Annotated in this window: 21 protein-coding genes; 14 read left to right on the top strand and 7 right to left on the bottom strand. The window is 65.2% G+C overall.

The genetic code is table 11. The features are described 5' to 3' along the window. The first annotated feature begins 71 nt into the window (after positions 1 to 71). Positions 72 to 308 carry a 50S ribosomal protein L28 gene (rpmB, locus tag PNI01S_RS18695; RefSeq protein WP_009614118.1) on the top strand — a complete coding sequence of 79 codons (237 nt, stop codon included), beginning with the start codon at positions 72 to 74 and terminating at the stop codon, positions 306 to 308. Positions 309 to 320: 12 nt separating this feature from the next. After that, positions 321 to 476, top strand: coding sequence for a 50S ribosomal protein L33 (rpmG, locus tag PNI01S_RS18700; protein ID WP_017520721.1), 156 nt, complete (start codon positions 321 to 323; stop codon positions 474 to 476). A gap of 122 nt (positions 477 to 598) precedes the next feature. Here rpmG and PNI01S_RS18705 read toward each other — a convergent pair whose 3' ends face one another. Further along, a complete protein-coding gene (locus tag PNI01S_RS18705; protein ID WP_024762072.1) occupies positions 599 to 961 on the bottom strand; it encodes a cupin domain-containing protein in 363 nt (120 codons plus the stop codon). A 303-nt stretch (positions 962 to 1,264) separates the two neighbouring features. On the opposite strand from PNI01S_RS18705, the gene PNI01S_RS18710 reads away from it, so the two are divergent. Together PNI01S_RS18710 and PNI01S_RS18715 are read left to right on the top strand one after the other, a co-directional pair. After that, positions 1,265 to 2,758 (top strand): aldehyde dehydrogenase, encoded by a 1,494-nt coding sequence (locus PNI01S_RS18710; RefSeq protein ID WP_024762073.1) that lies wholly within the window; start codon positions 1,265 to 1,267, stop codon positions 2,756 to 2,758. 157 nt (positions 2,759 to 2,915) lie between these two features. After that, positions 2,916 to 4,085: an MFS transporter gene (locus PNI01S_RS18715; protein ID WP_084358788.1), complete on the top strand. Its 1,170-nt coding sequence runs from the start codon at positions 2,916 to 2,918 to the stop codon at positions 4,083 to 4,085. Here the strand turns inward: PNI01S_RS18715 and PNI01S_RS18720 are convergent. The 3 genes from PNI01S_RS18720 to dadR all read right to left on the bottom strand — a co-directional run bounded on the left by PNI01S_RS18720 (position 4,082) and on the right by dadR (position 7,664). Next, on the bottom strand, positions 4,082 to 5,635 hold the full coding sequence (locus PNI01S_RS18720) for a phospholipase D family protein (RefSeq protein WP_024762074.1): 1,554 nt from the start codon (positions 5,633 to 5,635) through the stop codon (positions 4,082 to 4,084). The genes PNI01S_RS18715 and PNI01S_RS18720 overlap by 4 nt on opposite strands. Positions 5,636 to 5,703: 68 nt before the next feature. Further along, on the bottom strand, positions 5,704 to 7,023 hold the full coding sequence (locus PNI01S_RS18725; RefSeq protein WP_084358789.1) for an NAD(P)/FAD-dependent oxidoreductase: 1,320 nt from the start codon (positions 7,021 to 7,023) through the stop codon (positions 5,704 to 5,706). A gap of 152 nt (positions 7,024 to 7,175) precedes the next feature. Further along, positions 7,176 to 7,664 carry a transcriptional regulator DadR gene (dadR, locus tag PNI01S_RS18730; protein WP_015479539.1) on the bottom strand — a complete coding sequence of 163 codons (489 nt, stop codon included), beginning with the start codon at positions 7,662 to 7,664 and terminating at the stop codon, positions 7,176 to 7,178. A 163-nt stretch (positions 7,665 to 7,827) separates the two neighbouring features. Between dadR and PNI01S_RS18735 the strand changes: the two genes are divergently transcribed. The 9 genes from PNI01S_RS18735 to PNI01S_RS18775 all read left to right on the top strand — a co-directional run bounded on the left by PNI01S_RS18735 (position 7,828) and on the right by PNI01S_RS18775 (position 17,461). Continuing rightward, positions 7,828 to 10,392: an intermembrane phospholipid transport YdbH family protein gene (locus PNI01S_RS18735; RefSeq protein ID WP_084358790.1), complete on the top strand. Its 2,565-nt coding sequence runs from the start codon at positions 7,828 to 7,830 to the stop codon at positions 10,390 to 10,392. 17 nt (positions 10,393 to 10,409) lie between these two features. Continuing rightward, positions 10,410 to 10,601: a YnbE family lipoprotein gene (locus PNI01S_RS18740; protein WP_024762075.1), complete on the top strand. Its 192-nt coding sequence runs from the start codon at positions 10,410 to 10,412 to the stop codon at positions 10,599 to 10,601. A gap of 14 nt (positions 10,602 to 10,615) precedes the next feature. Then, the gene (locus tag PNI01S_RS18745; RefSeq protein ID WP_024762076.1) at positions 10,616 to 10,960 is read left to right on the top strand and encodes a YdbL family probable chaperone protein; all 345 of its coding nucleotides are present in this window, start codon (positions 10,616 to 10,618) and stop codon (positions 10,958 to 10,960) included. A gap of 361 nt (positions 10,961 to 11,321) precedes the next feature. After that, positions 11,322 to 12,617, top strand: coding sequence for a D-amino acid dehydrogenase (dadA, locus tag PNI01S_RS18750; RefSeq protein WP_084358791.1), 1,296 nt, complete (start codon positions 11,322 to 11,324; stop codon positions 12,615 to 12,617). Continuing rightward, on the top strand, positions 12,592 to 12,945 hold the full coding sequence (locus PNI01S_RS18755; RefSeq protein ID WP_024762078.1) for a RidA family protein: 354 nt from the start codon (positions 12,592 to 12,594) through the stop codon (positions 12,943 to 12,945). The genes dadA and PNI01S_RS18755 overlap by 26 nt, the downstream gene beginning before the upstream one ends. A gap of 82 nt (positions 12,946 to 13,027) precedes the next feature. Beyond that, the gene (gene alr / locus PNI01S_RS18760; RefSeq protein WP_084358792.1) at positions 13,028 to 14,107 is read left to right on the top strand and encodes an alanine racemase; all 1,080 of its coding nucleotides are present in this window, start codon (positions 13,028 to 13,030) and stop codon (positions 14,105 to 14,107) included. A 163-nt stretch (positions 14,108 to 14,270) separates the two neighbouring features. Then, the gene (locus PNI01S_RS18765) at positions 14,271 to 14,819 is read left to right on the top strand and encodes a cupin domain-containing protein (protein WP_037009703.1); all 549 of its coding nucleotides are present in this window, start codon (positions 14,271 to 14,273) and stop codon (positions 14,817 to 14,819) included. Between the two features lie 172 nt (positions 14,820 to 14,991). After that, positions 14,992 to 15,420, top strand: a complete 429-nt coding sequence (locus PNI01S_RS18770; protein ID WP_024762081.1) for a c-type cytochrome — start codon at positions 14,992 to 14,994, stop codon at positions 15,418 to 15,420. A gap of 265 nt (positions 15,421 to 15,685) precedes the next feature. Next, entirely contained in the window at positions 15,686 to 17,461 is a 1,776-nt protein-coding gene (locus PNI01S_RS18775; RefSeq protein ID WP_089285860.1) for an acetyl-CoA hydrolase/transferase C-terminal domain-containing protein, read from the top strand. A gap of 67 nt (positions 17,462 to 17,528) precedes the next feature. Here PNI01S_RS18775 and PNI01S_RS18780 read toward each other — a convergent pair whose 3' ends face one another. Next, positions 17,529 to 18,104: a xanthine phosphoribosyltransferase gene (locus PNI01S_RS18780; protein ID WP_024762083.1), complete on the bottom strand. Its 576-nt coding sequence runs from the start codon at positions 18,102 to 18,104 to the stop codon at positions 17,529 to 17,531. 331 nt (positions 18,105 to 18,435) lie between these two features. Further along, complete coding sequence (rep, locus tag PNI01S_RS18785; RefSeq protein WP_084358794.1) at positions 18,436 to 20,445, bottom strand: DNA helicase Rep; 2,010 nt, start codon at positions 20,443 to 20,445, stop codon at positions 18,436 to 18,438. Positions 20,446 to 20,738: 293 nt separating this feature from the next. Here rep and PNI01S_RS18790 point away from each other — a divergent pair, with 293 nt between their 5' ends. Beyond that, on the top strand, positions 20,739 to 22,415 hold the full coding sequence (locus PNI01S_RS18790; RefSeq protein WP_024762084.1) for a putative bifunctional diguanylate cyclase/phosphodiesterase: 1,677 nt from the start codon (positions 20,739 to 20,741) through the stop codon (positions 22,413 to 22,415). Here PNI01S_RS18790 and PNI01S_RS18795 read toward each other — a convergent pair. Then, positions 22,408 to 23,793: a NorM family multidrug efflux MATE transporter gene (locus PNI01S_RS18795; RefSeq protein WP_084358795.1), complete on the bottom strand. Its 1,386-nt coding sequence runs from the start codon at positions 23,791 to 23,793 to the stop codon at positions 22,408 to 22,410. The genes PNI01S_RS18790 and PNI01S_RS18795 overlap by 8 nt on opposite strands. Between the last annotated feature and the right edge of the window lie 25 nt (positions 23,794 to 23,818).

Genomic DNA, 23,818 nt, shown 5'->3' on the forward strand with positions numbered 1-23,818 from the left:
ACTGAGAATCCTATTGAGTTAAGCAGCCAACCCATGCCGGGTTTGGCATGTGGTTTACAGAGGGCTGAGCCATGTCGAGAGTTTGCCAAGTGACCGGTAAGGGTCCGGTTACCGGGAATAACATTTCCCACGCACACAACAAAACCCGTCGCCGTTTCCTGCCGAACCTGCAGCATCACCGTTTCTGGGTTGAATCCGAGAAGCGCTTCGTGCGTCTGCGCGTTTCCGCCAAAGGCATGCGTATCATCGACAAGCGTGGCATCGAGGCCGTTCTGAACGACCTGCGCGCCCGCGGCGAAAAATTCTAAGGAGCTGCAGTCATGCGCGAACTGATCCGTTTGGTGTCCAGCGCCGGTACCGGCCACTTCTACACCACCGACAAGAACAAGCGTACCAAGCCTGAGAAAATCGAGATCAAGAAATACGATCCGGTTGTTCGCAAGCACGTGATCTACAAGGAAGCCAAGATCAAGTAATTGATCTTCGCCCTTGTGAAGAAACCCGCCCCTTGTGGCGGGTTTTTTCTTGCCCGCGGTTTCTGACGGAACCGCAGGCAAAAAAAGCCCGCCGATCGGCGGGCTTTTTCATGTTCGGTGGATCAGGCCTTCTGCTCGAAGATCACGTAGACCTTGCGGCATGGCTCCAGCACTTCCCAGGTGCCACTGAAGCCGGCGGGGATGACGAAGCGGTCGCCGACGCGCACGGTCTTGGCGCCGCCATTGGCGTCACGGATCACCGACACGCCCTGGAGAATCTCGCAGTACTCGTGCTCGGTGTAGCTGACGTTCCAGTGGCCGGGCTCGCCTTCCCAGATGCCCACGTTGAACTGGCCGCAGTCGCTGGCGTAGTGGTTGCGCACGTTCTGCGCCGGGTCGCCCTTGATGATGCGGTCCGGGGCGGGGCGGTAGTGTTCGGGGGCGGTGGTGGCCTGGGCGAAATCGACGATCTGCTCGACGTTCATGGCGGTCTCGGTTCTTTAGAGTTGTAGGCGAGAGTGCGTGCGGGCACGCGCAGCGCTGTTGGTTATTTACTCCGAAGCGGCTGTCGGAAAACCATCAGCCGACGAATCAGGGCAGTCTATGTTTAATAAAACGAACGTGACAAGGCCATTTGGCCGCTTAGTGTAAAAAATATTGAAAATTGGCTGCCTCCGGTTTAGGGTTGCCAACAGCATGCGTTTGCTCCGCCTTGCGGAATATTTGACAGCGCGCCCACGCCGGGCGCCTGCACCTGAATAAGTACATTAATAAGAGGACACGTTGTCATGGGTACCCTCACTCGCGCCGATTGGGAAGCTCGCGCCAAGGACCTGAAGATCGAAGGCCGCGCCTTCGTCAACGGTGAATACGTCGACGCCGCATCCGGCGCCACCTTCGACTGCATCAGCCCTGTGGATGGCCGCTTCCTGGCCAAGGTCGCCAGCTGCGACCTGGCCGATGCCGAAAGTGCCGTGCAGGTTGCCCGTGCTGCCTTCGACTCCGGCGTGTGGTCGCGCCTGGCCCCGGCCAAGCGCAAGAAGGTCATGATCCGCTTCTCCGAGCTGCTGCTGGAGAACGCCGAGGAACTGGCCCTGCTGGAAACCCTCGACATGGGCAAGCCGATCAGCGACTCGCTGAGCATCGACGTATCCAGCGCCGCCAACAGCCTGCGCTGGAGCGGTGAGGCGATCGACAAGATCTACGACGAAGTCGCTGCCACTGCCCACAACGAACTGGGCCTGGTCACCCGCGAGCCGGTCGGCGTCGTCGCCGCCATCGTGCCGTGGAACTTCCCGCTGCTGATGACCTGCTGGAAGCTCGGCCCGGCGCTGACCACCGGTAACTCGGTGATCCTCAAGCCTTCCGAGAAGTCCCCGCTGACCGGTATCCGTATCGCCCAGCTGGCCATCGAGGCCGGCATCCCGAAAGGCGTGTTCAACGTCCTGCCGGGCTTCGGCCACACCGTAGGCAAGGCCCTGGCCCTGCACATGGACGTCGACACCCTGGTGTTCACCGGTTCGACCAAGATCGCCAAGCAGCTGATGATCTACGCGGGCGAATCCAACATGAAGCGCGTCTGGCTGGAAGCCGGCGGCAAGAGCCCGAACATCGTCTTCGCTGACGCGCCGGACCTGAAAGCCGCTGCCGAAGCCGCTGCCAGCGCCATCGCCTTCAACCAGGGCGAAGTCTGCACCGCTGGCTCGCGCCTGCTGGTAGAGAAGTCGATCAAGGCCGAGTTCGTGCCGATGGTCGTCGAAGCCATCAAGGCCTGGAAGCCGGGCAACCCGCTGGACCCGGAAACCAACGTCGGTGCGCTGGTCGACACCACCCAGATGAACAACGTGCTGAGCTACATCCAGGCTGGCCACGACGACGGCGCCAAGCTGGTGGCCGGCGGCAAGCGCACCCTGGAAGAGACTGGCGGCACCTACGTCGAGCCGACCATCTTCGACGGCGTGACCAACGCCATGCGCATCGCCCGTGAAGAGATCTTCGGCCCGGTGCTGTCGGTCATCGAGTTCACCGATGCCGAAGAAGCCGTGCGCATCGCCAACGACACTCCGTACGGCCTGGCCGCCGCGGTGTGGACCAGCGACCTGTCCAAGGCCCACCTGACCGCCAAGGCGCTGCGCGCCGGCAGCGTGTGGGTGAACCAGTACGACGGCGGCGACATGACCGCTCCGTTCGGCGGCTTCAAGCAGTCCGGCAACGGCCGCGACAAGTCGCTGCACGCGTTCGACAAGTACACCGAGCTGAAAGCCACCTGGATCAAACTCTGATCCTCGGCTGAAGCAGGTCGGCCCCGATCCAGGGGCCGGCTCTGACAAAGAGCCACACCCGCGGCCGGGTTTCCCTCAGGGAAACCCGGCCGCTGTGCATTGCGCATCGGGCACCCTCGCGCCTGGCGTGCGCTCCGGATGGAACGGGAGAAAGACAATGCGTTGGGGTCCTTATTTTGCTGTGTGTGCTGCCGTGATCAGCATCGGTCTGGCCCTGGGCCTGACCATGCCGCTGGTTTCTCTGCGCCTGGAGAGCTGGGGTTACGGCAACTTCGCTATCGGCGTCATGGCGTCCACGCCTGCGGTGGGCGTACTGCTGGGCGCAATGATCGCCGGCCGCCTCGCCGCGCGTGTCGGTACACCGCTACTGATGCGCATCTGCCTGATTTCCGGGGCCTTCTCGGTGGGCCTGCTGGCGTTGCTGCAGAGCTATCCGGTCTGGCTGATCCTGCGCCTGCTGATCGGTGTGCAGCTGACCGTCGTGTTCATCCTCGGGGAGAGCTGGATCAACCAGCTGGCCATCGAGAAGTGGCGCGGCCGCCTGGTCGCCCTCTATGGCACCGGCTATGCGCTGAGCCAGCTGTCCGGCCCGGTGCTGCTGACCTTCATCGGCACCGCCGACGACCTTGGTTTCTGGTTCAGCGTCTGCCTGCTGGTGGGTGGTTCCCTGTTGCTGCTCGGCCGCACCGGCGCGCCCAAGGTCGACCCGCACAGTGCCAACGGCCGCGGGCTGTTCAGCTTCTGCGCCCAGCTTCCGGCGATTGCCTGGGCGGTGGTGCTGTTCGCCGGCTTCGAGGCCATGATCCTCACCTTGCTGCCGGTGTATGGCATCCAGCAGGGCTTCACCCAGGCCGTGGCACTGGCGATGGTGAGCACCGTGGTGGTCGGCGATGCACTGCTGCAACTGCCCATCGGCTGGCTGGCCGACCGCATCTCCCGGCAGACGTTGTTCAAGGGCTGCGGCATCGTGCTGTTCCTCAGCAGCCTGGCCATGCCTCTGCTGCTGCAGCACATCGCCATCTGGCCGATCCTGGTGCTTTTCGGTGCCAGTGCAGGCGGGCTGTTCACCCTGTCGCTGATCCTGATTGGCGAGCGTTATCGCGATGATGCGCTGGTTCGCGCCAACGCGCATGTCGCTCAGCTGTGGGGGATAGGCTGCCTGATCGGCCCCCTGGCGACCGGCGCGGCCAGCCAGTGGATCAGCGGCCATGCACTGCCACTGGTGATGGCGCTGGGCGCTGCGGGGTTCGTGGTGCTGGTGTCCTATCGCGGTTTGCCGCCGGTGATGCGCGCGACCGACGCCGAGCTGCAGCAGGAGCGCTCCTAGAGCATCTTCTCCAGCCCGATGGCGCCGGCGATCCATACGTTGAGCCGGCGCCAGACGTTGCCCGGCTCACGGTCCAGCGCCACCCGCTTGCCGCCACGCTCCTCGATCCAGATCAGCTTCGGCGGCTCGCTGCCCGGCGCTATCTTCACCTGGTAGCTGACGCTGGGCGACATGCTCGCCAGCGCCAGGCGGCGCACCTGGTCGGCCAGTTCCGGGCTGTCGACTATAATGCCGACCTCGGTGTTCCACAGCACCGAGCGCGGGTCGAAGTTCAGCGAGCCGACGAACACCTTCTGCTGGTCGAACACCGCCGCCTTGCTGTGCAGGCTGGCACTGCTCGACCCGCGCACCATCCACGGCGCTCCGGAGAGGCGCTGGTCCGGGTCGGCGCGCAGCTCGTAGAGCTTCACCCCGTGCTCCAGCAGCTCCAGGCGGTAGGGCGCGTAACCGGCGTGCACGGCCGGCACGTCGGTGGCTTCCAGCGAGTTGGTCAGCAGGCGCACGCTGACGCCGCTTTCGGCACGCTGGGTCAGGTAGTCGACGCCGGCGCTGGTCGGCACGAAGTAGGCCGAGACCAGGATCAGCTCCTTCGACACTTCGTCGAACAGCGGTTGCAACTGGGTGCTGAGCAACTGCTCGCCTTTCGGATCGCCCTGGTCGAGTACCTTCAGTGGCGTATCCCAGACCGCCTTTCCCGGCGCCCAGACCAGGTCGTCCAGCCAGTTCTGCAGATGCGGGCGGTCACTGTTGCGATTCAGCCGGGCGATATAGCTGGAGCTCTTCACCCGCTCCTTCGCCAGGTAGTGATCCAGCTTGCGGCGCATGCGATTGAGCTCGTCGAGATCCGGCTCGCCCCACAGGTAGTCCTCGATGGGCCGGCTGATGCGGCTGTTCCAGTACTGGTCGAAGCTCTGCCCCAGCGATTGCGCTACCGGGCCGACACCCATCAGGTCGAGGTCGCTGAAGTTCATCTCGGCCTTGGCGTCGAAGTACTCGTCGCCCAGGTTGCGGCCGCCGACGATGGCCACGCTGTTGTCCGCCAGCAGCAACTTGTTGTGCATTCGCCGATGCTGCTCGGAGAGGTTGAACAGCCGACCGAGGTTGCGCGTGACGCCGGTACTGCGGCCCAGGTGCAGCGGATTGAACAGGCGCACCTGAATGTTCGGATGGGCGGCGAGGGCGCCCAGTTCGTAGTCCCAGCCATCGCTGCTGGTGTCGTCGATCAGGATGCGCACGCGCACGCCGCGATCTGCCGCGTGCAGCAGTTCGCGGATCAGCGCGCGGGTGGTGAGACCGTCGTGGACGATGTAGTACTGGACGTCGAGGCTGCGCTGGGCCTTGCGGATCAGTTCGGCGCGGGCGAGGAAGGCGTCGACGCTGGACGCCAGCAGGTGGAAGCCGGACTGGCCGGGATGGGCGGCGGCGCGCTCGCTGATCTGATTGTCCAGCCGCGTGCCCTGCACCGGCAGCACGTGCGAGGGCTCGGGCGGCGGCGCGCTGGCGCAGCCACCCAGGGCCAGAAGGATCAGCAGGAGCAGGCGTGGAAGCAAAGAGGAGTCTCCGACAAGCCCGCCGGTGACGGGCTGCGGAAGATTCTAGCCGCTGCAGCGCGCAGGGGTCAGCCGCCGAGGGTTTCCTTGAAGCGGTACCAGGCCATGCCCAGGGCCAGCAATGGCGAGCGCAGCAGCTTGCCGCCGGGGAAGGTGATGTGCGGCACCTTGGCGAACAGCTCGAAGCCGCTGCCCTGCTGGCCGGCAATGGCCTCGGCGAGCAGCTTGCCGGCCAGGTGCGTGGCGTTCACCCCGTGGCCGGCATAGGCCTGGGCGAAGTACACATTGGGCTGGTCCGGCAGGCGGCCGATCTGCGGCAGGCGGTTGGCGCCGATGCCGATCATGCCGCCCCACTGGTAGTCGATGCGCAGGTTTTCCAGGTGCGGGAAGACCTTGAGCATCTTCGGTCGCATATAGGCGGCGATGTCCGCCGGGTCGCGCCCGGAGTAATGGCAGGCGCCGCCGAACAGCAGGCGGTTGTCGGCGGAGAGACGGTAGTAGTCCAGCGCCACACGCTGGTCGCACACGGCCATGTTCTGCGGCAGAAGCGCATGGGCCTGTTCGGCGGACAGCGGCTCGGTGGCGATGACGTAGCTGCCGGCAGGCAGCACCTTGCCGTCGAGGTAGGGATTCAGACGGTTCTGGTAAGCGTTGCAGGCGATCACCAGGGACTTGGTGCGCACACTGCTCTGGGCGGTACGCACGCGCACTTCGCTGCCGTAGTCGATGCCGGTGACGGCGGAGTTCTCGAACAGCTTCACGCCCAGGCTCTGCGCCGCGGCCGCTTCGCCCAAGGCGAGGTTGAGCGGGTGCAGGTGGCCCGAGCCCATGTCCACCATGCCGCCGACATAGAGGTCGGAGCCGACGATGGAGCGCATTTCCTCCTTCGGGACCATGCGCAGTTCATGGCGGTAGCCGAGGCCCTTCAGTTCGTCGAAGTCTTCCTGGAAGCCTTCGACGTCGGAAGGCTTGTTGGCCAGGTCGCAGTAGCCCCAGGTCAGGTCGCAGTCGATGGCGTACTGCTCGACGCGGCGACGGACGATTTCCACCGCCTCCAGGCCCATCAGCTTGATGGCATGGACGCCTTCGGCACCGATCACCGGCTCGAATTGCTCCAGGCCATGGCCGACGCCGCGGATCAGTTGGCCGCCGTTGCGGCCGCTGGCGCCCCAGCCGATCTGGTGGGCTTCCAGCAGGATCACCGAGAACCCGCGCTCGGCCAGTTCGATGGCCGTGTTCAGCCCGGAGAAACCTCCGCCGATGATGCACACGTCGGCCCTTTCCTCGCCGGCCAGGGGCGGTACTTCGAGGCGCCGATTGACGCTCGCGGCATAGTAGGACGGGGCGTGGCGGTCGGTGTGTACCGGCTGGTGAACGCGGGCGTTCATGTGCGATATCCTGATTTTTGTGTTGTTAAAATTTTACGCAGGATAAACGCCGACTTCCCGCCCAGCCAATAGGCAGCGGCGCAAAAAACGCCGGGAAGTCGTAAATAAACTCGATGAGCCTGCCGCGAACGGCGGGGAGTCAGTCCGGCTATTTAGTCGGGGATGGGCAGGGTGAGGCTTTCCTTCACCTCTTCCATCACGATGTAGCTCTTGGACTCGCGGACATGGGGCAGCTTGAGCAGGATGTCGCCCAGCAGCTTGCGGTAGGAGGCCATCTCCGAGATGCGCGCCTTCACCAGGTAGTCGAAGTGGCCTGACACCAGGTGGCACTCCAGCACGTGGGGCAGCTTGAGCACCGAGCGGCGGAAGTCCTCGAAGGTGTCTCCGGATTTGTAGTCCAGGCTGATTTCGACGAACACCAGCAGGCTTGCCTTCAGGTATTGCGGGTTCAGCCGGGCGTTGTAGCCCATGATGATCCCCTCGCGCTCCAGCCGGCGCACGCGCTCGGTGCACGGCGTGGTGGAGAGGCCGACGCGCTCGCCCAGTTCGGTGAAGGAGATGCGACCCTCTTCCTGCAGGATGCGCAGGATATTGCGGTCGATCTTGTCCAGTTCGCGGCGGCTTTGGTGCTGGGTTCTCATGGGAAAGACTCTGGGATGAGCTTTGGGGGAATATCGGCAATATAGTCGGTTGTGTAGGGAATATCACTGGCAACCCTTGAACTTCCCGCGCCGGGCGGCCAGCCTGTAGGCCAGAGTTCTGCCGTTTCCGGCTGCAATCGCCTGTTTTTTCCGGAGCCTTCGCATGTCGTTCCCCCGCCTGCGCACCGCCCTCCTGCTGCTGTTGCTGCTCCTGGCACTGGCGGTTGGCGCGGCGTGGCTGGCGGTTCCGCGGCTGCTGGCCAATGCCGGGGTGAGCATCGAGCAGTGGCAGGGCCTGAGCGTTTCGCGACAAGGGCTGACCCTGGAACAGATGGTTCTTCAGCGGCAGACACCCGATGGTGCGCGGTTGGCCATCCAGTTGCGCGAGGTCCGTGTCGGCTGGCCCGAACATGCCGATGGCCGCTGGCGCTTGAAGGAGCTGGCCGCCGGCAGGATCGATGTCCGCCAATGGCCGGGAGAGAGCGCGGAAGGCGAGGACGTCGCACTGCCGGACCTGGCCCAACTCAATCGCTGGCTGGCGTTGCTGCCCGGACGGCTGGCGCTGGAACAGGTTTTCCTCGAGCTGCCCTGTGCCCGCGAGCAGCGTTGCACCCTCAACGGCAGCGCCCACTGGCAGCAGATCCCGGGCGGCGCCGCGGCGCTGGGTGGCGAGTTGCGCCAGGGCGGGCAGCAGCTCGCCTTCAATGGCCTGTTGCAGCCCGGCGACGGGCAGTGGCGCCTGCAACTGGACAGCTTCCTCGACAACGAACAGCTGCTGTCGCTGGATTCGATCTGGGCGCCGGGCGCCCGCCAGCTCAGCGGCAGCCTTGCCAGCCCCGCCGTGCCGCCGGTGCAGGCGGTGCGCAACTGGCTGGGCATGTGGTTGCCAACGCCGAACCTGCCGCTGCCTATCCCCGAAGCCGGCCGCCTGCGCCTGAGCTGGAATACGCAGCTGGCTGGCAACGCCGCGTGGCCGGACTGGCCCGGCCTGCGCGATGGCCGCGGCAACATCGATCTTTCCCTGCAATTGCCGCAACCCTGGCCGCTGCCGGGCCTGGGCAACCTGCAGGGCGACCTGCGGCTGATCGCCAGCGGCACCGACCTTGGCTGGCGGCCCTCGGTGCTCAGCGGCGATCTGCGCCTGTCCGACCTCTACGGCGACTGGCTGCAGGCGCTGCCAGTGGGCCTGCGCCCGGCACGCCTGACGCTGCACATGGAGCCCGGCGTGGATGAAGAGGCCGGTAGTGTTCGCGCCGACCTGCACGCCGTGGGCGCCGCCGACTTGCGCCTGCGTTCCCGCGTGGCATTGCTGGAAGCGACGCCGCTGGCGCTGCAGCTGATGGATTCGCGGCTCGAAGGCAAGGTCCCGCACCTTGAACTGGCCGGCTTGCGTGGCGACAACAGCCGCTTCGACCTGCGCTTCGAGGGGCGCATCGACCAGCAGTCCGCCAACGTCGCCTTCGCCGATGGCGCGCAACTCCAGGTCGGCACCCTGGCCGGGCCGCAGTCGCTCAAGGCGAGCAAGCTCAGCGCCGTTCTCGGCAAGGGCGCACTCGACCTGGGCTATGCGGCCGATGCGCCGGCCACCCTGCAACTGAATGCGCCGCTGAAACTGGCCGCGGGCGAACTCCGTCAGCCCCACGTCAAACCGCTTTCCTGGAATGCCCTCGGGACGCTGGCGGCGAGCCTCGACAGCCAGCAGTTCAAGGGCCGCCTGCTGAACAGCGGCGGGCTGAATGCCGAAGTCGATCTGAACAATTCCGCCAGGCAGGGCGTTGCGCTGGTTGCGCGCCAGCCGGAGTTCTTCCTGCGCACCGGCAACCCGCTGGAGAAGTCCCTTGGCGACTGGCCGGCGCTGCTCAGCCTGAACAACGGCAAGGCCAGCTTCGACCTGAACTGGCGCCTGCCACCGGGTAGCGCGCCGCAGAGCCTGGGCCTGAACCTGCGCGGGCAAGGTCTGGAGGGCGTGTACGACCGCAGCGAGGTCCATGGCCTCGACCTGCAGGCGAAGTTCGCGCTGAACGGCTCGCAGATGGAGCTGCAGTTGCCGCAGGTGAAAGTCGCCTCGCTCAACCCCGGCGTGACACTGGGGCCGCTGTCGCTGCAGGCCAACTACAGGGGCTCGCTGGACGCACCGCTGGCCGGGCGGGTCGACTGGCAGCAGGCGGAGCTGGGTATGTTCAACGGTCGCGCATGGCTACCGCCGGGGGGCGTGGATCTTTCCGCGCGCCGCGAGGGTCTGACGCTGAAGCTGGAAGGGCTGGCGCTGGAGGCGATCCTGGCGGCCTACCCGGCGGAAGGGCTGTCCGGCAACGGCGTCATCGACGGCAACCTGCCGCTGGGCCTGCGCGAAGGCAAGCTGGTCATCCACGGCGGGGAAGTCGCCGCACGGCAGCCGGGCGTGCTGCAGTTCCGTTCGGAGAAGATCCGCTCCCTGGGCCAGAGCAACCCGGCCATGCAACTGGTGGCCACGGCCATCGACGATTTCCGCTACGACAAACTGAGCAGCCGCGTGGATTATGATGAATCGGGCAAGCTGCTTCTCGCCCTGAGCCTGAGCGGGCGCAACCCGGCGCTGGAGCAGGGCCGGCCGATCAACCTCAACGTCAACCTGGAGGAGAACGTGCCCAAGCTGCTCACCAGCCTGCAACTGAGCGACCGGGTCAGCGACACCATTCGCAAGCGCGTGCAGGAACGCCTGCGCAACGACCCGGCCGCCGCGCCATGACCGCAAGGAGAACCCCGATGCGCCTTCGCGCCGTTTTACCCTTCCTGCTCCTGGCAGGCGTCGTCCAGGGCTGCACGCCTACCGTGCAGTTGGCCGCGCCCAAGGAGCCGATCAACATCAACCTCAACGTGAAGATCGAGCACGAGATCTATATCAAGGTCGACAAGGCGCTCGACGGCATCATCAACGAGAACAGCGGCCTGTTCTGAGAAGGAGCCTTTGCATGAGATTGCACCGCAAACTGGGCGTCGCGCTGGTCGCCCTCTGCCTGAGCCTGCCGGTCATGGCCATGAGCCTGGAACAGGCGATGTCCGCCCTGGGTGGCGCCAAGTCCCAGGGTCTGGTCGGTGAACAGACCGACGGCTACCTGGGCGTCGTGAAGAATGGCGGTGACGCCGCCGATATCGCCGCGCAGATCAACGCGGCACGTCGCGCCGAATACCAGAAGGTTGCCGGGCAGAGCGGCGCCAAGCTGGCTGACGTCGAAGCGCTGGCTGGCAAGAAGGCCATCGAACGTACGCCATCGGGGCAGTACGTGCAGGTCAATGGTCAGTGGGTACGCAAGTAGCCGCGCCAAGGGGAATTCCCTGCTCGCCGCCACCTGTGGCGGCGAGTTCGGGGGCGGGCGGCGGGAGCAGGTAATTCCCGTCGGGGAATGGTCCGGCGGGAGAAGTTCTGGCCAATCCCATTTCGTTCGCTATTTACTCTGGATCTGGTGAAATTTTCACCAGATCATCGACCATTCGGTCTCGGCTGAAAATGCCGTAATCCTGGTGGATGTCCCTCCGTGAAAGCGACTTTTGCCAGGATTTTTCGTCAAATACCGCATCGCAATCAGTGAATATCGCTGAGCCCGACTTCCTATACTGCGCGCATCTACGTTCAGAATAAGAAACGTCTGCGCCCCTGGCGCGACGTAGGAGGCAAAGATGCGCGTTCTGGTGCTTGGCAGCGGTGTGATCGGTACCGCCAGTGCTTACTATCTCGCCCGTGCCGGCTTCGAAGTGGTCGTCGTCGACCGCCAGCCCGGCCCGGCCCTGGAAACCAGCTTCGCCAACGCCGGCCAGGTGTCGCCTGGCTACGCCTCGCCCTGGGCCGCCCCGGGCATCCCGCTCAAGGCCATGAAATGGCTGCTGCAGACCCACGCCCCGCTGGCCATCAAGCTGACCGGTGACCCCAGCCAGTACAGCTGGATGTGGCAGATGCTGCGCAACTGCAACGCCAAGAGCTACGCGGTGAACAAGGAGCGCATGGTGCGCCTGTCCGAGTACAGCCGCGATTGCCTCGATGAGCTGCGCGCCGAGACCGGCATCACCTACGAAGGCCGCTCCCTGGGCACCACCCAGCTGTTCCGCACCCAGGCGCAGCTGGATTCCGCCGCCAAGGACATCGCCGTCCTGGAAAGCACCGGCGTTCCTTATGAAGTGCTGGACCGCGCCGGCATTGCCCGCGTCGAGCCGGCCCTGGCCAAGGTGGCCGACAAGCTGGTCGGCGCCCTGCGCCTGCCCAATGACCAGACCGGCGACTGCCAGATGTTCACCACCAAGCTGGCCGAGATGGCCAAGGCCCTGGGCGTGGAATTCCGCTTCGGCCAGGACATTCAGCGCCTGGACTTCGCCGGTGACCGCATCAACGGCGTCTGGGTCGATGGCCAACTGGTCACCGCCGACCGCTACGTGCTGGCGCTGGGCAGCTACTCGCCGCAGATGCTCAAGCCGCTGGGCATCGACGCCCCGGTCTACCCGCTCAAGGGTTACTCGCTGACCGTGCCGATCACCAACCCGGACATGGCGCCGACCTCGACCATTCTCGACGAGACCTACAAGGTCGCGATCACCCGCTTCGACCAGCGCATCCGCGTCGGCGGTATGGCGGAAATCGCCGGCTTCGACCTGTCGCTGAACCCGCGTCGCCGCGCTACCCTGGAAATGATCACCACCGACCTCTATCCGGAAGGCGGCGATGTCAGCCAGGCGGAATTCTGGACCGGCCTGCGCCCGGCTACCCCGGACGGCACCCCGATCGTCGGTGCCACCTGCTATCGCAACCTGTTCCTCAATACCGGCCACGGCACCCTGGGCTGGACCATGGCGTGCGGCTCGGGCCGTTACCTCGCCGACCTGATGGCCAAGAAGCGCCCGCAGATCAGCACCGAAGGTCTGGACATCTCCCGCTACGGTTCCACTTCGGAGGCCCAGAATGGCCATCCAGCGCCTGCACACTAATCAGCGGATGAGCCAGGTCGTCGTCCACAACGGCACGGTGTACCTCGCCGGCCAGGTGGCGGACGACCTCACCGCCGACGTCGAGCAACAGACCCGCGAAGTCCTCGCCAGCGTCGAGCGCCTGCTCGACGAGGCCGGCACCGACAAGTCGCGTGTCCTCTCGGCAACCATCTACCTCAAGGACGTCGCCGCCGACTTCGCCGGCATGAACGGCGTCTGGGACCAGTGGGTCCCGCAGGGCTGCGCCCCGGCGCGCGCCACCGTCCAGGCGGCGTTGTGCTACCCGGAGATCCTCGTCGAGATCTCCATCGTCGCCGCACTGCCCTGATCGTTTTTGCGTGGCCCGGCCGGAGCGCCGGGTTTTTTTCGTCTGCAGTTTCGTACCACGTTGATAAAAAGAGAGCCTCGCCATGCGTCCCGCCCGTGCCCTGATCGATCTCGCCGCCCTGCGCCACAACTACCGCCTGGCCCGTGAAGTCACCGGCGCGCGAGCGCTGGCCGTGGTCAAGGCCGACGCCTACGGCCACGGTGCAGTGGTCTGCGCCCGCGCCCTGGAAGGCGAGGCTGACGGCTTCGCCGTGGCGTGCATCGAGGAAGCGCTGGAGCTGCGCGAAGCCGGCATCCGTGCGCCGATCCTGCTGCTCGAAGGCTTCTTCGAGGCCAGCGAACTGGAACTGATCGACGCCCATGATTTCTGGTGCGTGGTGCACTCGGCCTGGCAGCTGGAGGCCATCGAGCGTGCCCACCCCAGCAAGCCGCTGACCGTCTGGCTGAAGATGGACTCGGGCATGCACCGCGTCGGCTTCTTCCCGCAGGACTACGCCGCCGCGCTGGCGCGCCTGAAGGCGCTGCCCCACGTGGCCAAGGTCGTGCTGATGAGCCACTTCTCCCGCGCCGACGAACTGGACTGCGTCCGCACCGAAGAGCAGGTCGCCGCCTTCCAGGCCGTGCGCGAAGCCGCAGGCCAGGGGCATGAGATCAGCCTGCGCAATTCCCCCGGCATCCTCGGCTGGTCCGAAGTGCCCAGCGACTGGGTGCGCCCCGGCATCATGCTCTACGGCGCCACTCCGTTCGAGCAGGCCCATCTGCTGGCGGACCAACTGCGTCCGGTGATGACCCTGGAATCCCAGATCATCAGCATCCGCGAGCTGCCGGCCGGCGAGCCGGTGGGGTACGGCGCGCGCTTCATCGCCGACCGCCCGGTACGCGTCGGGGTGGTCGCCATGGGATACGCCGATGGCTATCCGCGCCATGCGCCGGATGGCACGCCGGTGTTCATCGACGGCAAGCCCAGCCGCATCATCGGTCGCGTGTCCATGGACATGCTCACCGTGGACCTGACCGACCTGCCGCAGGCAGGCCTGGGCAGTCGCGTCGAGCTCTGGGGCCCGAACGTCCCCGCCAGCCAGCTGGCTTCCCTGTGCGGCAGCATTCCCTACCAGCTGTTCTGCAACCTCAAGCGCGTCCCGCGGGTCTATAGCGGCGAGTGACGGATACCGCCCGTAAAGTTTGCGCAGGATCGTCGGGCGATCTGTTGTAAATACTGAACGGTGTTGCCATGATACGTGGCACTTGGAACCCGCTCGGCTCAAGCCGCTGCGGGTTCTGCCTTTCAGAGCCTGCCTGATCACAAGAATAAGGAGGACCCCACCCTTGGACGTCGGTGCTCGTCTGCAAGCCATCCGTAAGCTCAAAGGTTTGTCCCAGCGCGAACTCGCCAAACGGGCGGGTGTGACCAACAGCACAATCTCGATGATCGAGAAGAACAGCGTCAGCCCCTCCATCAGTTCGCTGAAGAAAGTGCTGGGTGGTATTCCGATGTCCCTGGTCGAGTTCTTCTCCCTCGATCTTGAGCAGAGCAGCAACACTCCTGTGGTCTACAAGGCGGACGAGCTCAGTGACCTGTCCAGTGGCTCGATCATCATGAAGCTGATTGGCAAGGACTACCCCAGCCGCGCCATCACCCTGCTCGACGAGACCTATCCGCCGGGTTCCGACACCGGTGACGACATGTATGCCCACGAAGGCGAAGAGACCGGCGTGCTGGTCGAAGGCCGCCTGGAACTGACCGTCGGCGACGAGACTTTCGTCCTCGAATGTGGCGACAGCTACTATTTCGACAGCACCAAGCCGCACCGCTTCCGTAATCCGTTCGAAACCCCGGCACGACTGATCAGCGCGACCACACCGGCAAATTTTTGAACAGCCGGTAGGACCGGCCAGATCAGCTGCGACCTAATGCCGCAAAGGCCGGCAAGGTGGCGCAATTGTTTCGAGCTTCCCGGCTTTGCCGTTATACTTGCGCCCGCTCGCGCGGCCCGAGACTGTGACTGCACCGCGACCGGGCGTGATAAGCCACGATGAGGGTGAAAGGGTGAACCTGATTAGAAAAATCCTGGCAGCCCAAGCTGCCGTACTGGCCCTGTGGGCAGTGAGCGTTCAGGCCGCGACCAATGATGACGCCATTGCCAAGCGTCTCGAACCTGTCGGCAAAGTCTGCGTCCAGGGCAAGGAATGCGAAGGCGTTGGCGCCGTCGCTGCTGCCGGTGGTGGCGGTGCCCCGCGTTCGGGCGAAGAGATTGTCGGCAAGGTCTGCACCAACTGTCATGGTACAGGCCTGCTGAATGCACCGAAGATCGGTGACAAGGCCGAATGGAGCAAGCGGGCGAAAGAGCAGGGTGGTTTGGATGGCCTGCTGGCCAAAGCTATCTCCGGCTTCAACGCCATGCCGCCCAAGGGTACTTGTGCTGATTGCTCCGATGACGAGCTGAAAGCTGCGATTCAACACATGTCCGGCCTGTAACAGCCGACCTGTGCGAAAAAGCCGCCCAAGGGCGGCTTTTTCATGCCCGCGATTTTTCACCTCGTGAGTCGCGGGAGCAACTTTTGCGTAAAGCCGGTCCAAACTCCTGTCGTGGACAACGAACCCGGAGGGATGCCCGGTGCAATCCTGCTCGATCGAAACCGCTGTCGAAGAACTGCTGCATCGCCTGGACGGGCACATCCGTCTCGGGCTTCCCCTGGGCCTGGGCAAGCCCAACCGACTGGCCAATGCGCTGTATCGGCACATGCGCGAGAACCCGTGCCGGCAACTGACGTTCTACACGGCGCTGTCCCTCGGTCGCCCGCAGGCCGGCGGCGAACTGCAGCGGCGCTTCCTCGACCCCTTCGTCGAGCGCATCTACGGCGACTACCCCGAACTGGACTACCTGCACGACCTGCGCAGCGGCAACGTGCCGGAAAACATCCGCGTCGAAGAGTTCTACCTGCAGCCCGGCAGCCTGCTGGACAGCGCCCCGGCACAGCAGAACTACATCAGCTGCAACTACAGCCACGTGGCGCGGGACATCAATGCCAAGGGCGTCAATGCCGTTGCCCAACTGGTTGCGCGCGACCCGGCGCGGCCGGGCAAGCTGAGCCTGGCGTGCAACCCGGACATCACCCTCGACTTGCTGCCGATGTTGCAGCGTCGCCGCGCGGCGGGCGAAACCATCGTCATTATCGGTGTCGTCCACGACCAGTTGCCGTACATGCCTGGCGATGCCGAAGTGGATGAGGATTTCTTCGACCTGCTGGTGGATTCACCGGGCGACAACAGCACGCTGTTTTCCACCCCCAACCTGCCAGTGGGCCTTCAGGACCACTGCATCGGCCTGCACGCCAGCGCCCTGGTGCGCGACGGCGGAACCCTGCAGATCGGCATCGGCTCCATGGGCGATGCCCTCACCTCGGCGCTGCTGACCCGCCAGCGCGACAACGATGGCTATCGTGCGCTGCTCGACGGCCTCGACTCCACCGCCCGTCACGCCGGGCTGATCGAGCGCGACGGCGGGCTGGGCGCTTTCCAGCACGGGCTGTACGGCTGCAGCGAAATGTTCGTACCCGGCCTGCTGGCCCTGGCCGAGGCGGGTGTGCTCAACCGCCGGGTAGCGGCGCGCCCCGGCGCCGCACCGACCGAGCCGGGCGTCTGGCTGCACGGCGGCTTTTTCCTCGGTCCGCAGGCCTTCTACCGGCGCCTGCGCGAGATGCCCCGCGAGGAGCGGGCCGGTATCGGCATGACCGGCATCGGCTTCGTCAACAACCTGTACCGCGACGAGGAGCTCAAGCGCGAGCAGCGCCGGGATGCGCGCTTCATCAACAGTGCCTTCACCGTCACCCTGCTCGGCGCCGGCGTGGCCGACCAACTGGAGGACGGCCGGGTACTCAGCGGTGTCGGCGGGCAGTACAACTTCGTCGCCCAGGCCCATGAGCTGGAAGGCGGGCGCTCCATCCTGATGCTGCGCAGCTGGCGCGAGTCCGAGGGTGAGCTGAGCTCCAACATCGTCTGGAGCTACGGCCACACGACGATTCCCCGACACTTGCGTGACATGGTGGTCACCGAGTACGGCGTCGCCGACCTGCGCGGCCGCAACGATGCCGAGGTGATCGCCGCCATGCTGTCCATCGCCGACTCGCGCTTCCAGGATGCGCTGATCGCCCAGGCCCAGGAGGCCGGCAAGCTGCCGAAGGACTTCGAGCTGGACCAGCGCTATCGCGACAATACCCCGGAGCGCTTGCGGGACGCGACGCGACAGTATCGTCATCTGCTGCCGGAGTTCCCGTTGGGTTGCGACTTCACCGAACAGGAGCGCGAGTTGCTGCGCGCGTTGGGTTGGCTCAAGGGCAAGCTGAAGCTGAGCGAGGTTCTCGAGCTGGGCAGGGCGACCCTCGATGCGCCGGCGCCGGAGGCCTACCCGGCGCACCTGGAACGCATGGGGCTGGCGAATCCGGAGGGGCTGCGCGAGGAGCTGTACCAGCGTCTGGTGCTGGCCGGCCTGAAAGCCAGCGACGAACAAACCTTGTAGGACGCGCTGAACTGTCAGGCATGAAAAAAGCGGGCCCTGTCGGCACCCGCCTTTTTACAGCGCAGGATCAGTCTTCGAGGAATTCGACCTGACCGTTGGCCAGGGACTTCACCCGGGCCAGGGATTCCACGCGGTAACCCTCGCTTTCCAGCAGGGAACGGCCTTCCTGGAAGGACTTCTCGATGACGATGCCCAGCCCGGCGATGCTGGCGCCGGCCTGCTGGATCAGGTCGATCAGCGCCTTGGCGGCGTGGCCATTGGCGAGGAAGTCGTCCACCACCAGCACGTGGTCGGCGGCGGTCAGGTGCTTGGCCGAGATGGCGATGGTGCTTTCGGTCTGCTTGGTGAAGGAGAACACCTTGGAGATCAGCAGGTCGTTCTTCAGCGTCAGCGACTGGAACTTGCGGGCGAAGATCACCGGGATGCCCAGCTCGAGGCCGGCCATGATCGCCGGGGCGATGCCCGAGGCCTCGATGGTGACGATCTTGGTGATGCCCTGGTTCTTGAAGCGTTCGGCGAATTCATGGCCGATCTGCTTCATCAGCGCCGGGTCGATCTGGTGGTTGAGGAAGGCGTCTACCTTGAGGACCTGTTCGGAAAGAACGATGCCTTCGCTGCGAATTTTGTCTTTGAGAGTGTTCACGGGGGTGCTTCCGGAGCGGCTGTCGCTGATGAAGCGCGTAATTCTACAACGCTAGTGGCCATCTGCGCGACGTTCCGACCAATGCAATTGCTGATCGAATGGACAGTTTTTCGATGGGCGGGAAGCGTGGGGTTGCCTGCCGCGGAATCTGTCCTGGGGCTTGGCCCTCTCCCTAACCCTGGCTGCGCGCCCCGCTCCGAAGGGAGAGGGGACAGTTCGGCATCAGGGGGGAGTGGTGGTGTCAGCTGGCTCGGATAGCTCCCTCTCCCTTGAGGGAGAGGGTAGGGGAGAGGGGGCCCGGCACAAAACCGACCGGTAACACCCGGCAACATCAGCGCTTGAGCATCGCCCGGATATCCGCCAGCGCCGAATTGCCCTTGGCCACCTTCACCTCCTGCGGCGCGTCCTCCTGGCCTTCCCAGACCAGGTCTTCGGGCGGCAGTTCGTCGAGGAAGCGACTGGGCGAGCAGTCGATGATTTCGCCGTACTGCTTGCGCTTGGCGGCGAAGGTCATGGCCAGGTTCTTCTTCGCCCGGGTGATGCCCACATAGGCCAGGCGCCGCTCTTCCTCGATGGTGTCGGCTTCGATGCTGGAGCGGTGCGGGAGGATTTCCTCTTCCACGCCGAGAATGAACACGTAGGGGAATTCCAGGCCCTTTGAGGCGTGCAGGGTCATCATCTGCACGCCGTCGGCGCCTTCTTCCTCTTCCTGCTGGCGCTCGAGCATGTCGCGCAGCACCAGCTTGGCGATGGCCTGCTCGATGGTCATGTTGCCTTCTTCGTCGCGCTCCAGGGTGTTCTTCAGCGCTTCGATGAGGAACCAGACGTTGCCCATGCGGAAATCGGCGACCTTGTCGCTGGAGGCGTTCTGCCGCAGCCAGTTCTCGTAGTCGATGTCCATCACCATGCTCCGCAGCGCGCCGATCGGGTCGCTGCCGGCGCATTGCTCGCGGACCTTGTCGATGAAGCGCTTGAAGCGCTGCAGGCGCTCGATGTAGCGGGCGTCCAGGTGTTCGGACAGGCCGAGTTCGCCGGAGGCGTTGAACATCGAGCATCCGCGCTCGGTGGCGTAGTTGCCGAGCTTCTCCAGCGTGGTGGAGCCGATCTCGCGGCGCGGCACGTTGATCACCCGGAGGAAGGCGTTGTCATCGTCCGGGTTCACCAGCAGGCGGAAATAGGACATCAGGTCCTTCACCTCCTGGCGTCCGAAGAAACTGGTGCCGCCTGACAGGTGATAGGGAATCTGGTGATGCTGGAGTTTCAGTTCGATCAGCTTCGCCTGATAGTTGCCCCGGTAGAGGATGGCGAATTCGCTGTAGGGCCGCTGCGTCTTCAGGTGGATGGTGAGGATTTCCATCGCCACCCGCTCGGCCTCGGACTCCTCGTTGCGGCAACGGATCACGCGGATCGGGTCGCCTTCGCCCATCTCGCTCCACAGCTGCTTCTCGAACACGTGGGGATTGTTGGCGATGAGGATGTTGGCGCATTTGAGGATACGGCTGGTGGAGCGGTAGTTCTGCTCCAGCATCACCACCTTCAGCGAGGGAAAGTCATCCTTGAGCTGCATCAGGTTTTCCGGGCGCGCGCCGCGCCAGGCGTAGATCGACTGGTCGTCGTCACCCACCACGGTGAAGTGCGCGCGCTGCTGCACCAGCATCTTCACCAGCAGGTACTGGCTGGCGTTGGTGTCCTGGTATTCGTCCACCAGCATGTAGCGCACGCGGTTGCGCCACTTGTCGAGGATCTCCGGGTGCTCCTGGAACAGCTTCACCGGCTGCAGGATGAGGTCGTCGAAGTCCACCGCGTTGTACGCCTTGAGCGTGCGCTGGTAATGCAGGTAGACCATGGCCGCGGTCTGTTCCTTGGGGTTGCGCGCCTTTTCCAGCGCCTCTTCCGGAAGGATCAGGTCGTTCTTCCAGCTGCCGATCAGGTTCTTGATCTCGTCCAGACCGTCATCGCCGGAATATTCCTTCTGCATGATGTCGGTCATCAGCGCCTTCACATCGCTCTCGTCGAAGATCGAGAAGCCGGGCTTGTAGCCCAGGGCCGCGTGTTCCTTGCGGATGATGTTCAGGCCCAAGTTGTGGAAGGTCGAGACGGTCAGGCCCTTGCCTTCGCCCGGGCGCAGCAGGGTGCTGACGCGCTCCTTCATCTCGCGTGCGGCCTTGTTGGTGAAGGTCACGGCGACGATGTACTGGGCGCGGATGCCGCATTGCTGCACGAGGTAGGCGATCTTGCGGGTGATCACGCTGGTCTTGCCGGAGCCGGCGCCGGCCAGCACCAGGAGCGGGCCGCCGACGTAGTTCACGGCCTCTTGCTGCCGGGGATTGAGTCGGGACATGAAGGCGGGGGTCTTTAGTGAAGCGGGGGCATATTCTAGCAGGCCCTGCCGGGCGTCGGGGTGCCGCTCGGAATAGCGGCGATCTGTGACACGATCGTACTTATGTGTTTTGGATAAATCTGTACATGTATTAGGCTTGTGACAGCATTACTTGAAGAAAACTCTTAAGAGTTTCTCTGAAGTTTCGTCTACATCCACTGGATGTCCGGATGGCGTCGCTTCAAAACCGGGGGAAATGGGCGCAGGGATGGTGCCTGGAGTTTCCCCTCTTTCTAGAGATACATGGGGGTCGCTTGGCAGCGTCGGTCGAACCAACGCGCCTGCTCCTGCTGGCGGAAGCGCCGCAGTGGGCCCAGCTACTGCGCGGGCATCTGGCCGCGTTGGGGCCGGGCTATTCGCTGATCACGGCCCCGTCCTGGCAAGCCGCCAGCGCCCTGTTCGACGAGGATCAGGTCGGCCTGGTGCTCGCCACGCCCGCCAAGTTGCCGTCCGCCCACCAGTGCCACCTGCCGCTGATCCTGCTGCTGGAGCGCGAGCCCGCGGAAGAGCCCGTCGGCGTCGCCGACTACCTGGTGGCCGAATCCCTCGGTGTCGAAGTCCTGCGCCGTACCCTGCGCTACGTGCGCGAGCGCACTTCGCTGCAGAACACCCTGCAGAGCCTGGCCGAGCAGGACCCGCTGACCGGCATCGCCAACCGCCAGGGTTTCCAGACCCTGCTCGCCGCCCGGCTGAGCGAGAGCGAAGGGCGCGGCCTGGCGCTGGGCCACCTGGACCTGGACAACTTCCGCCACGTCAACGACGCCCTCGGCCACCAGGCCGGCGACCGCCTGATCCTGCAGGTGGTGGCACGGCTGAAGGCGCACCTGGACAACGGCGACCACATCGCCCGCCTGGGCAGCGACGAGTTCGCCCTGCTGCTGGACACCCGCCGCGATCCGGCACGGGTGGAGAAGGTCGCCGAACTGATAGTCGAGTCCCTGGGCGAACCCTACTGGGTCGAGGGCGAAAGCCTGCTGCTGGGCTGCAGCCTGGGCATGGCCCACGCCCGCGCCGGTGAAGCCGCCGACCCGTTGCTGTGGCACGCGCACATCGCCATGCAACAGGCCAAGTCGCGCCAGGGCTGCACCTTCCACATCTTCGATGAGCGCATCAACCGTGGCGCCCGCAGCCTTGCCGACCTGGAGAGCGAACTGCGCCGGGCGCTGCGTCGCGACGAGCTGGAGCTGCACTACCAGCCGCGCCTGGACCTGCACAGCGGGCAGATCGTCGGCCTCGAGGCCCTGGTGCGCTGGCGCCATCCCGAGCGCGGCCTGCTGACGCCGGGCGACTTCGTGCCGCTGGCCGAGGAAAGCGGGCTGATCGTGCCGCTGGGTTACTGGGTCATCTCCCGCGCCCTGCGCGACATGCAGTGGCTGCGCGGGCGCGGCCTGCCGCCGCTGCACATGGCGGTGAACCTGTCGTTCCGCCAGTTCCAGGACAGCCAGTTGCTGCCGACCCTGGAGCGACTGATCCGCGAGCGCGGCGTCGACGCCCAGTGGCTGGAATTCGAACTCACCGAGACCGCCGTGATGCGCCGCAGCGACCAGGTCCTGCAGACCATGCAGGCCCTCGGCCGGCTGGGCGTGCGCTTCTCGCTGGACGATTTCGGTACCGGCTTCTCCTCCTTCGTGCACCTCAACAGCCTGCCGATCACCCTGCTGAAGATCGACAAGAGTTTCGTCGGCGGCATGCACGTGCGCCCGGAAAACCTGCAACTGGTACGGGCCATGATCAACCTGGCGCACAACCTGAACCTGGAAGTGGTCGCCGAAGGCGTCGAGACCGCCGCCCAGCAGGATGAGTTGCGCCAGTTCGGCTGTGACCAGGTCCAGGGTTACTGGATCAGCCGCCCGCTGCCTTTGCCGGAGCTGGCGCGTTTCCTGGTCTTTGGCGCCAACCGTGCGCTGCGCCTGCAGGACTCGGTCAGCTAGCGACCAGCTCCGCGGCCGGCAGGCTCGGACGCAGCAATCGCGATGTCTTCGTCTCGAAGGCCAGCGTCAGCCCGATGGCCGCGCAGGCCAGGCCCGACGCCAGGCCCCACCATACGCCACTCGGTCCCCAGCCCAGAGGGAAGGCCAGCAGCAGCGCCATCGGTACGCCCACCAGCCAGTAGCCGGCCAGCCCGACCAGGAAGGTCGTGCGCGCATCCTTCAAGCCACGGATCGCCCCCATGGCGATGCATTGGGTACCGTCGAACAGCTCGAACCACGCGGCGATGGCCAGCAGGCCGACGGCCAGTTGCACCACGTCGCGGTTGGCTGGGTCGTTGTGGTCGATGAACAGGCCGATGACCAGCTCCGGGGCCAGCCAGAACAGCGCGGCGAAGGCAAACATGCAGCTGGCGCCGAAGCCGATGCCCAGCCGCCCGGCGCGTCTCGCCTCGAACAGCCGGCCCGCGCCGTAATGCTGGCCGATGCGGAAGGTCACCGCGTAGGAAAGCCCCATGGGCACCATGAAGGCCACATACACCGACTGGATGGCGATCTGGTGCGCCGCCAGCGCGGTGCTGCCGATCACGCCCATGCACAGCGTCGCCACGGTGAACATGCCCGACTCCACGGCGTAGGTGCCGCCGATGGAAATGCCCAGCCGTAGCGATTCGCCGATCACCTTGAAGTCCGGCTTCGACAATCCCTTCAGCAGCGGGTAGGGCGCGTACGCCCGGTGCCAGCGCAGGTACAGGGCGAAGATCACCGGCAACGCATTCATCACCACCGCGGTGACCATGCCGATCCCCGCCAGCCCCAGGCGCGGCAGGCCGAACAGTCCTTCGATGAAGGCGTAATTGAGGGCGAAGTTGGCCAGCGCGCCGATCAGGCTGATGGCCATGACCGGGCCGGGCCGCTCGATGGCGCTGGTGAAGCCGCGCAGCACCATCAAGGCCATGTAGCCGGGCAGGGCGAAGACGATGCTGTGCAGAAAACTCATGGTGCCGGCGACCGTTTCCGGGGCCTGGCCGAAGGCGATCAGGATCGGCCCGAGGTTCCACAGCAACAGGCCCGCCAGCAGCGCCAACGCGGCGCCGATCCACAGGCCGGCCTGGGTGGCTTCGACTACGCCGCGGGCGTCTTTTGCGCCATGCCGGATCGCCACCAGGTTGCCGGTGGCCGCCACCACGCCTACGCAGAAGGTCGAGATCAGCGCATAAGTAGATGCACCCAACCCACCGGCGGCCAGCGCCTCGCGGCCGAGCTTGCCCATCATCACGGTGTCGGTGAACACCATGGCGACGTAGGCCAGTTGGGCGGCAATCAGCGGGCCGGCCAGGCGCAGGATGGCGGCGAGTTCGTCACGGTACGGGCGTTTCATGAGTCAGGCTCAGCAAGCGGCAGGC

This window comes from Pseudomonas nitroreducens NBRC 12694, from assembly GCF_002091755.1.
In the GTDB taxonomy this organism is placed as follows: Bacteria; Pseudomonadota; Gammaproteobacteria; order Pseudomonadales; family Pseudomonadaceae; genus Pseudomonas; species Pseudomonas nitroreducens.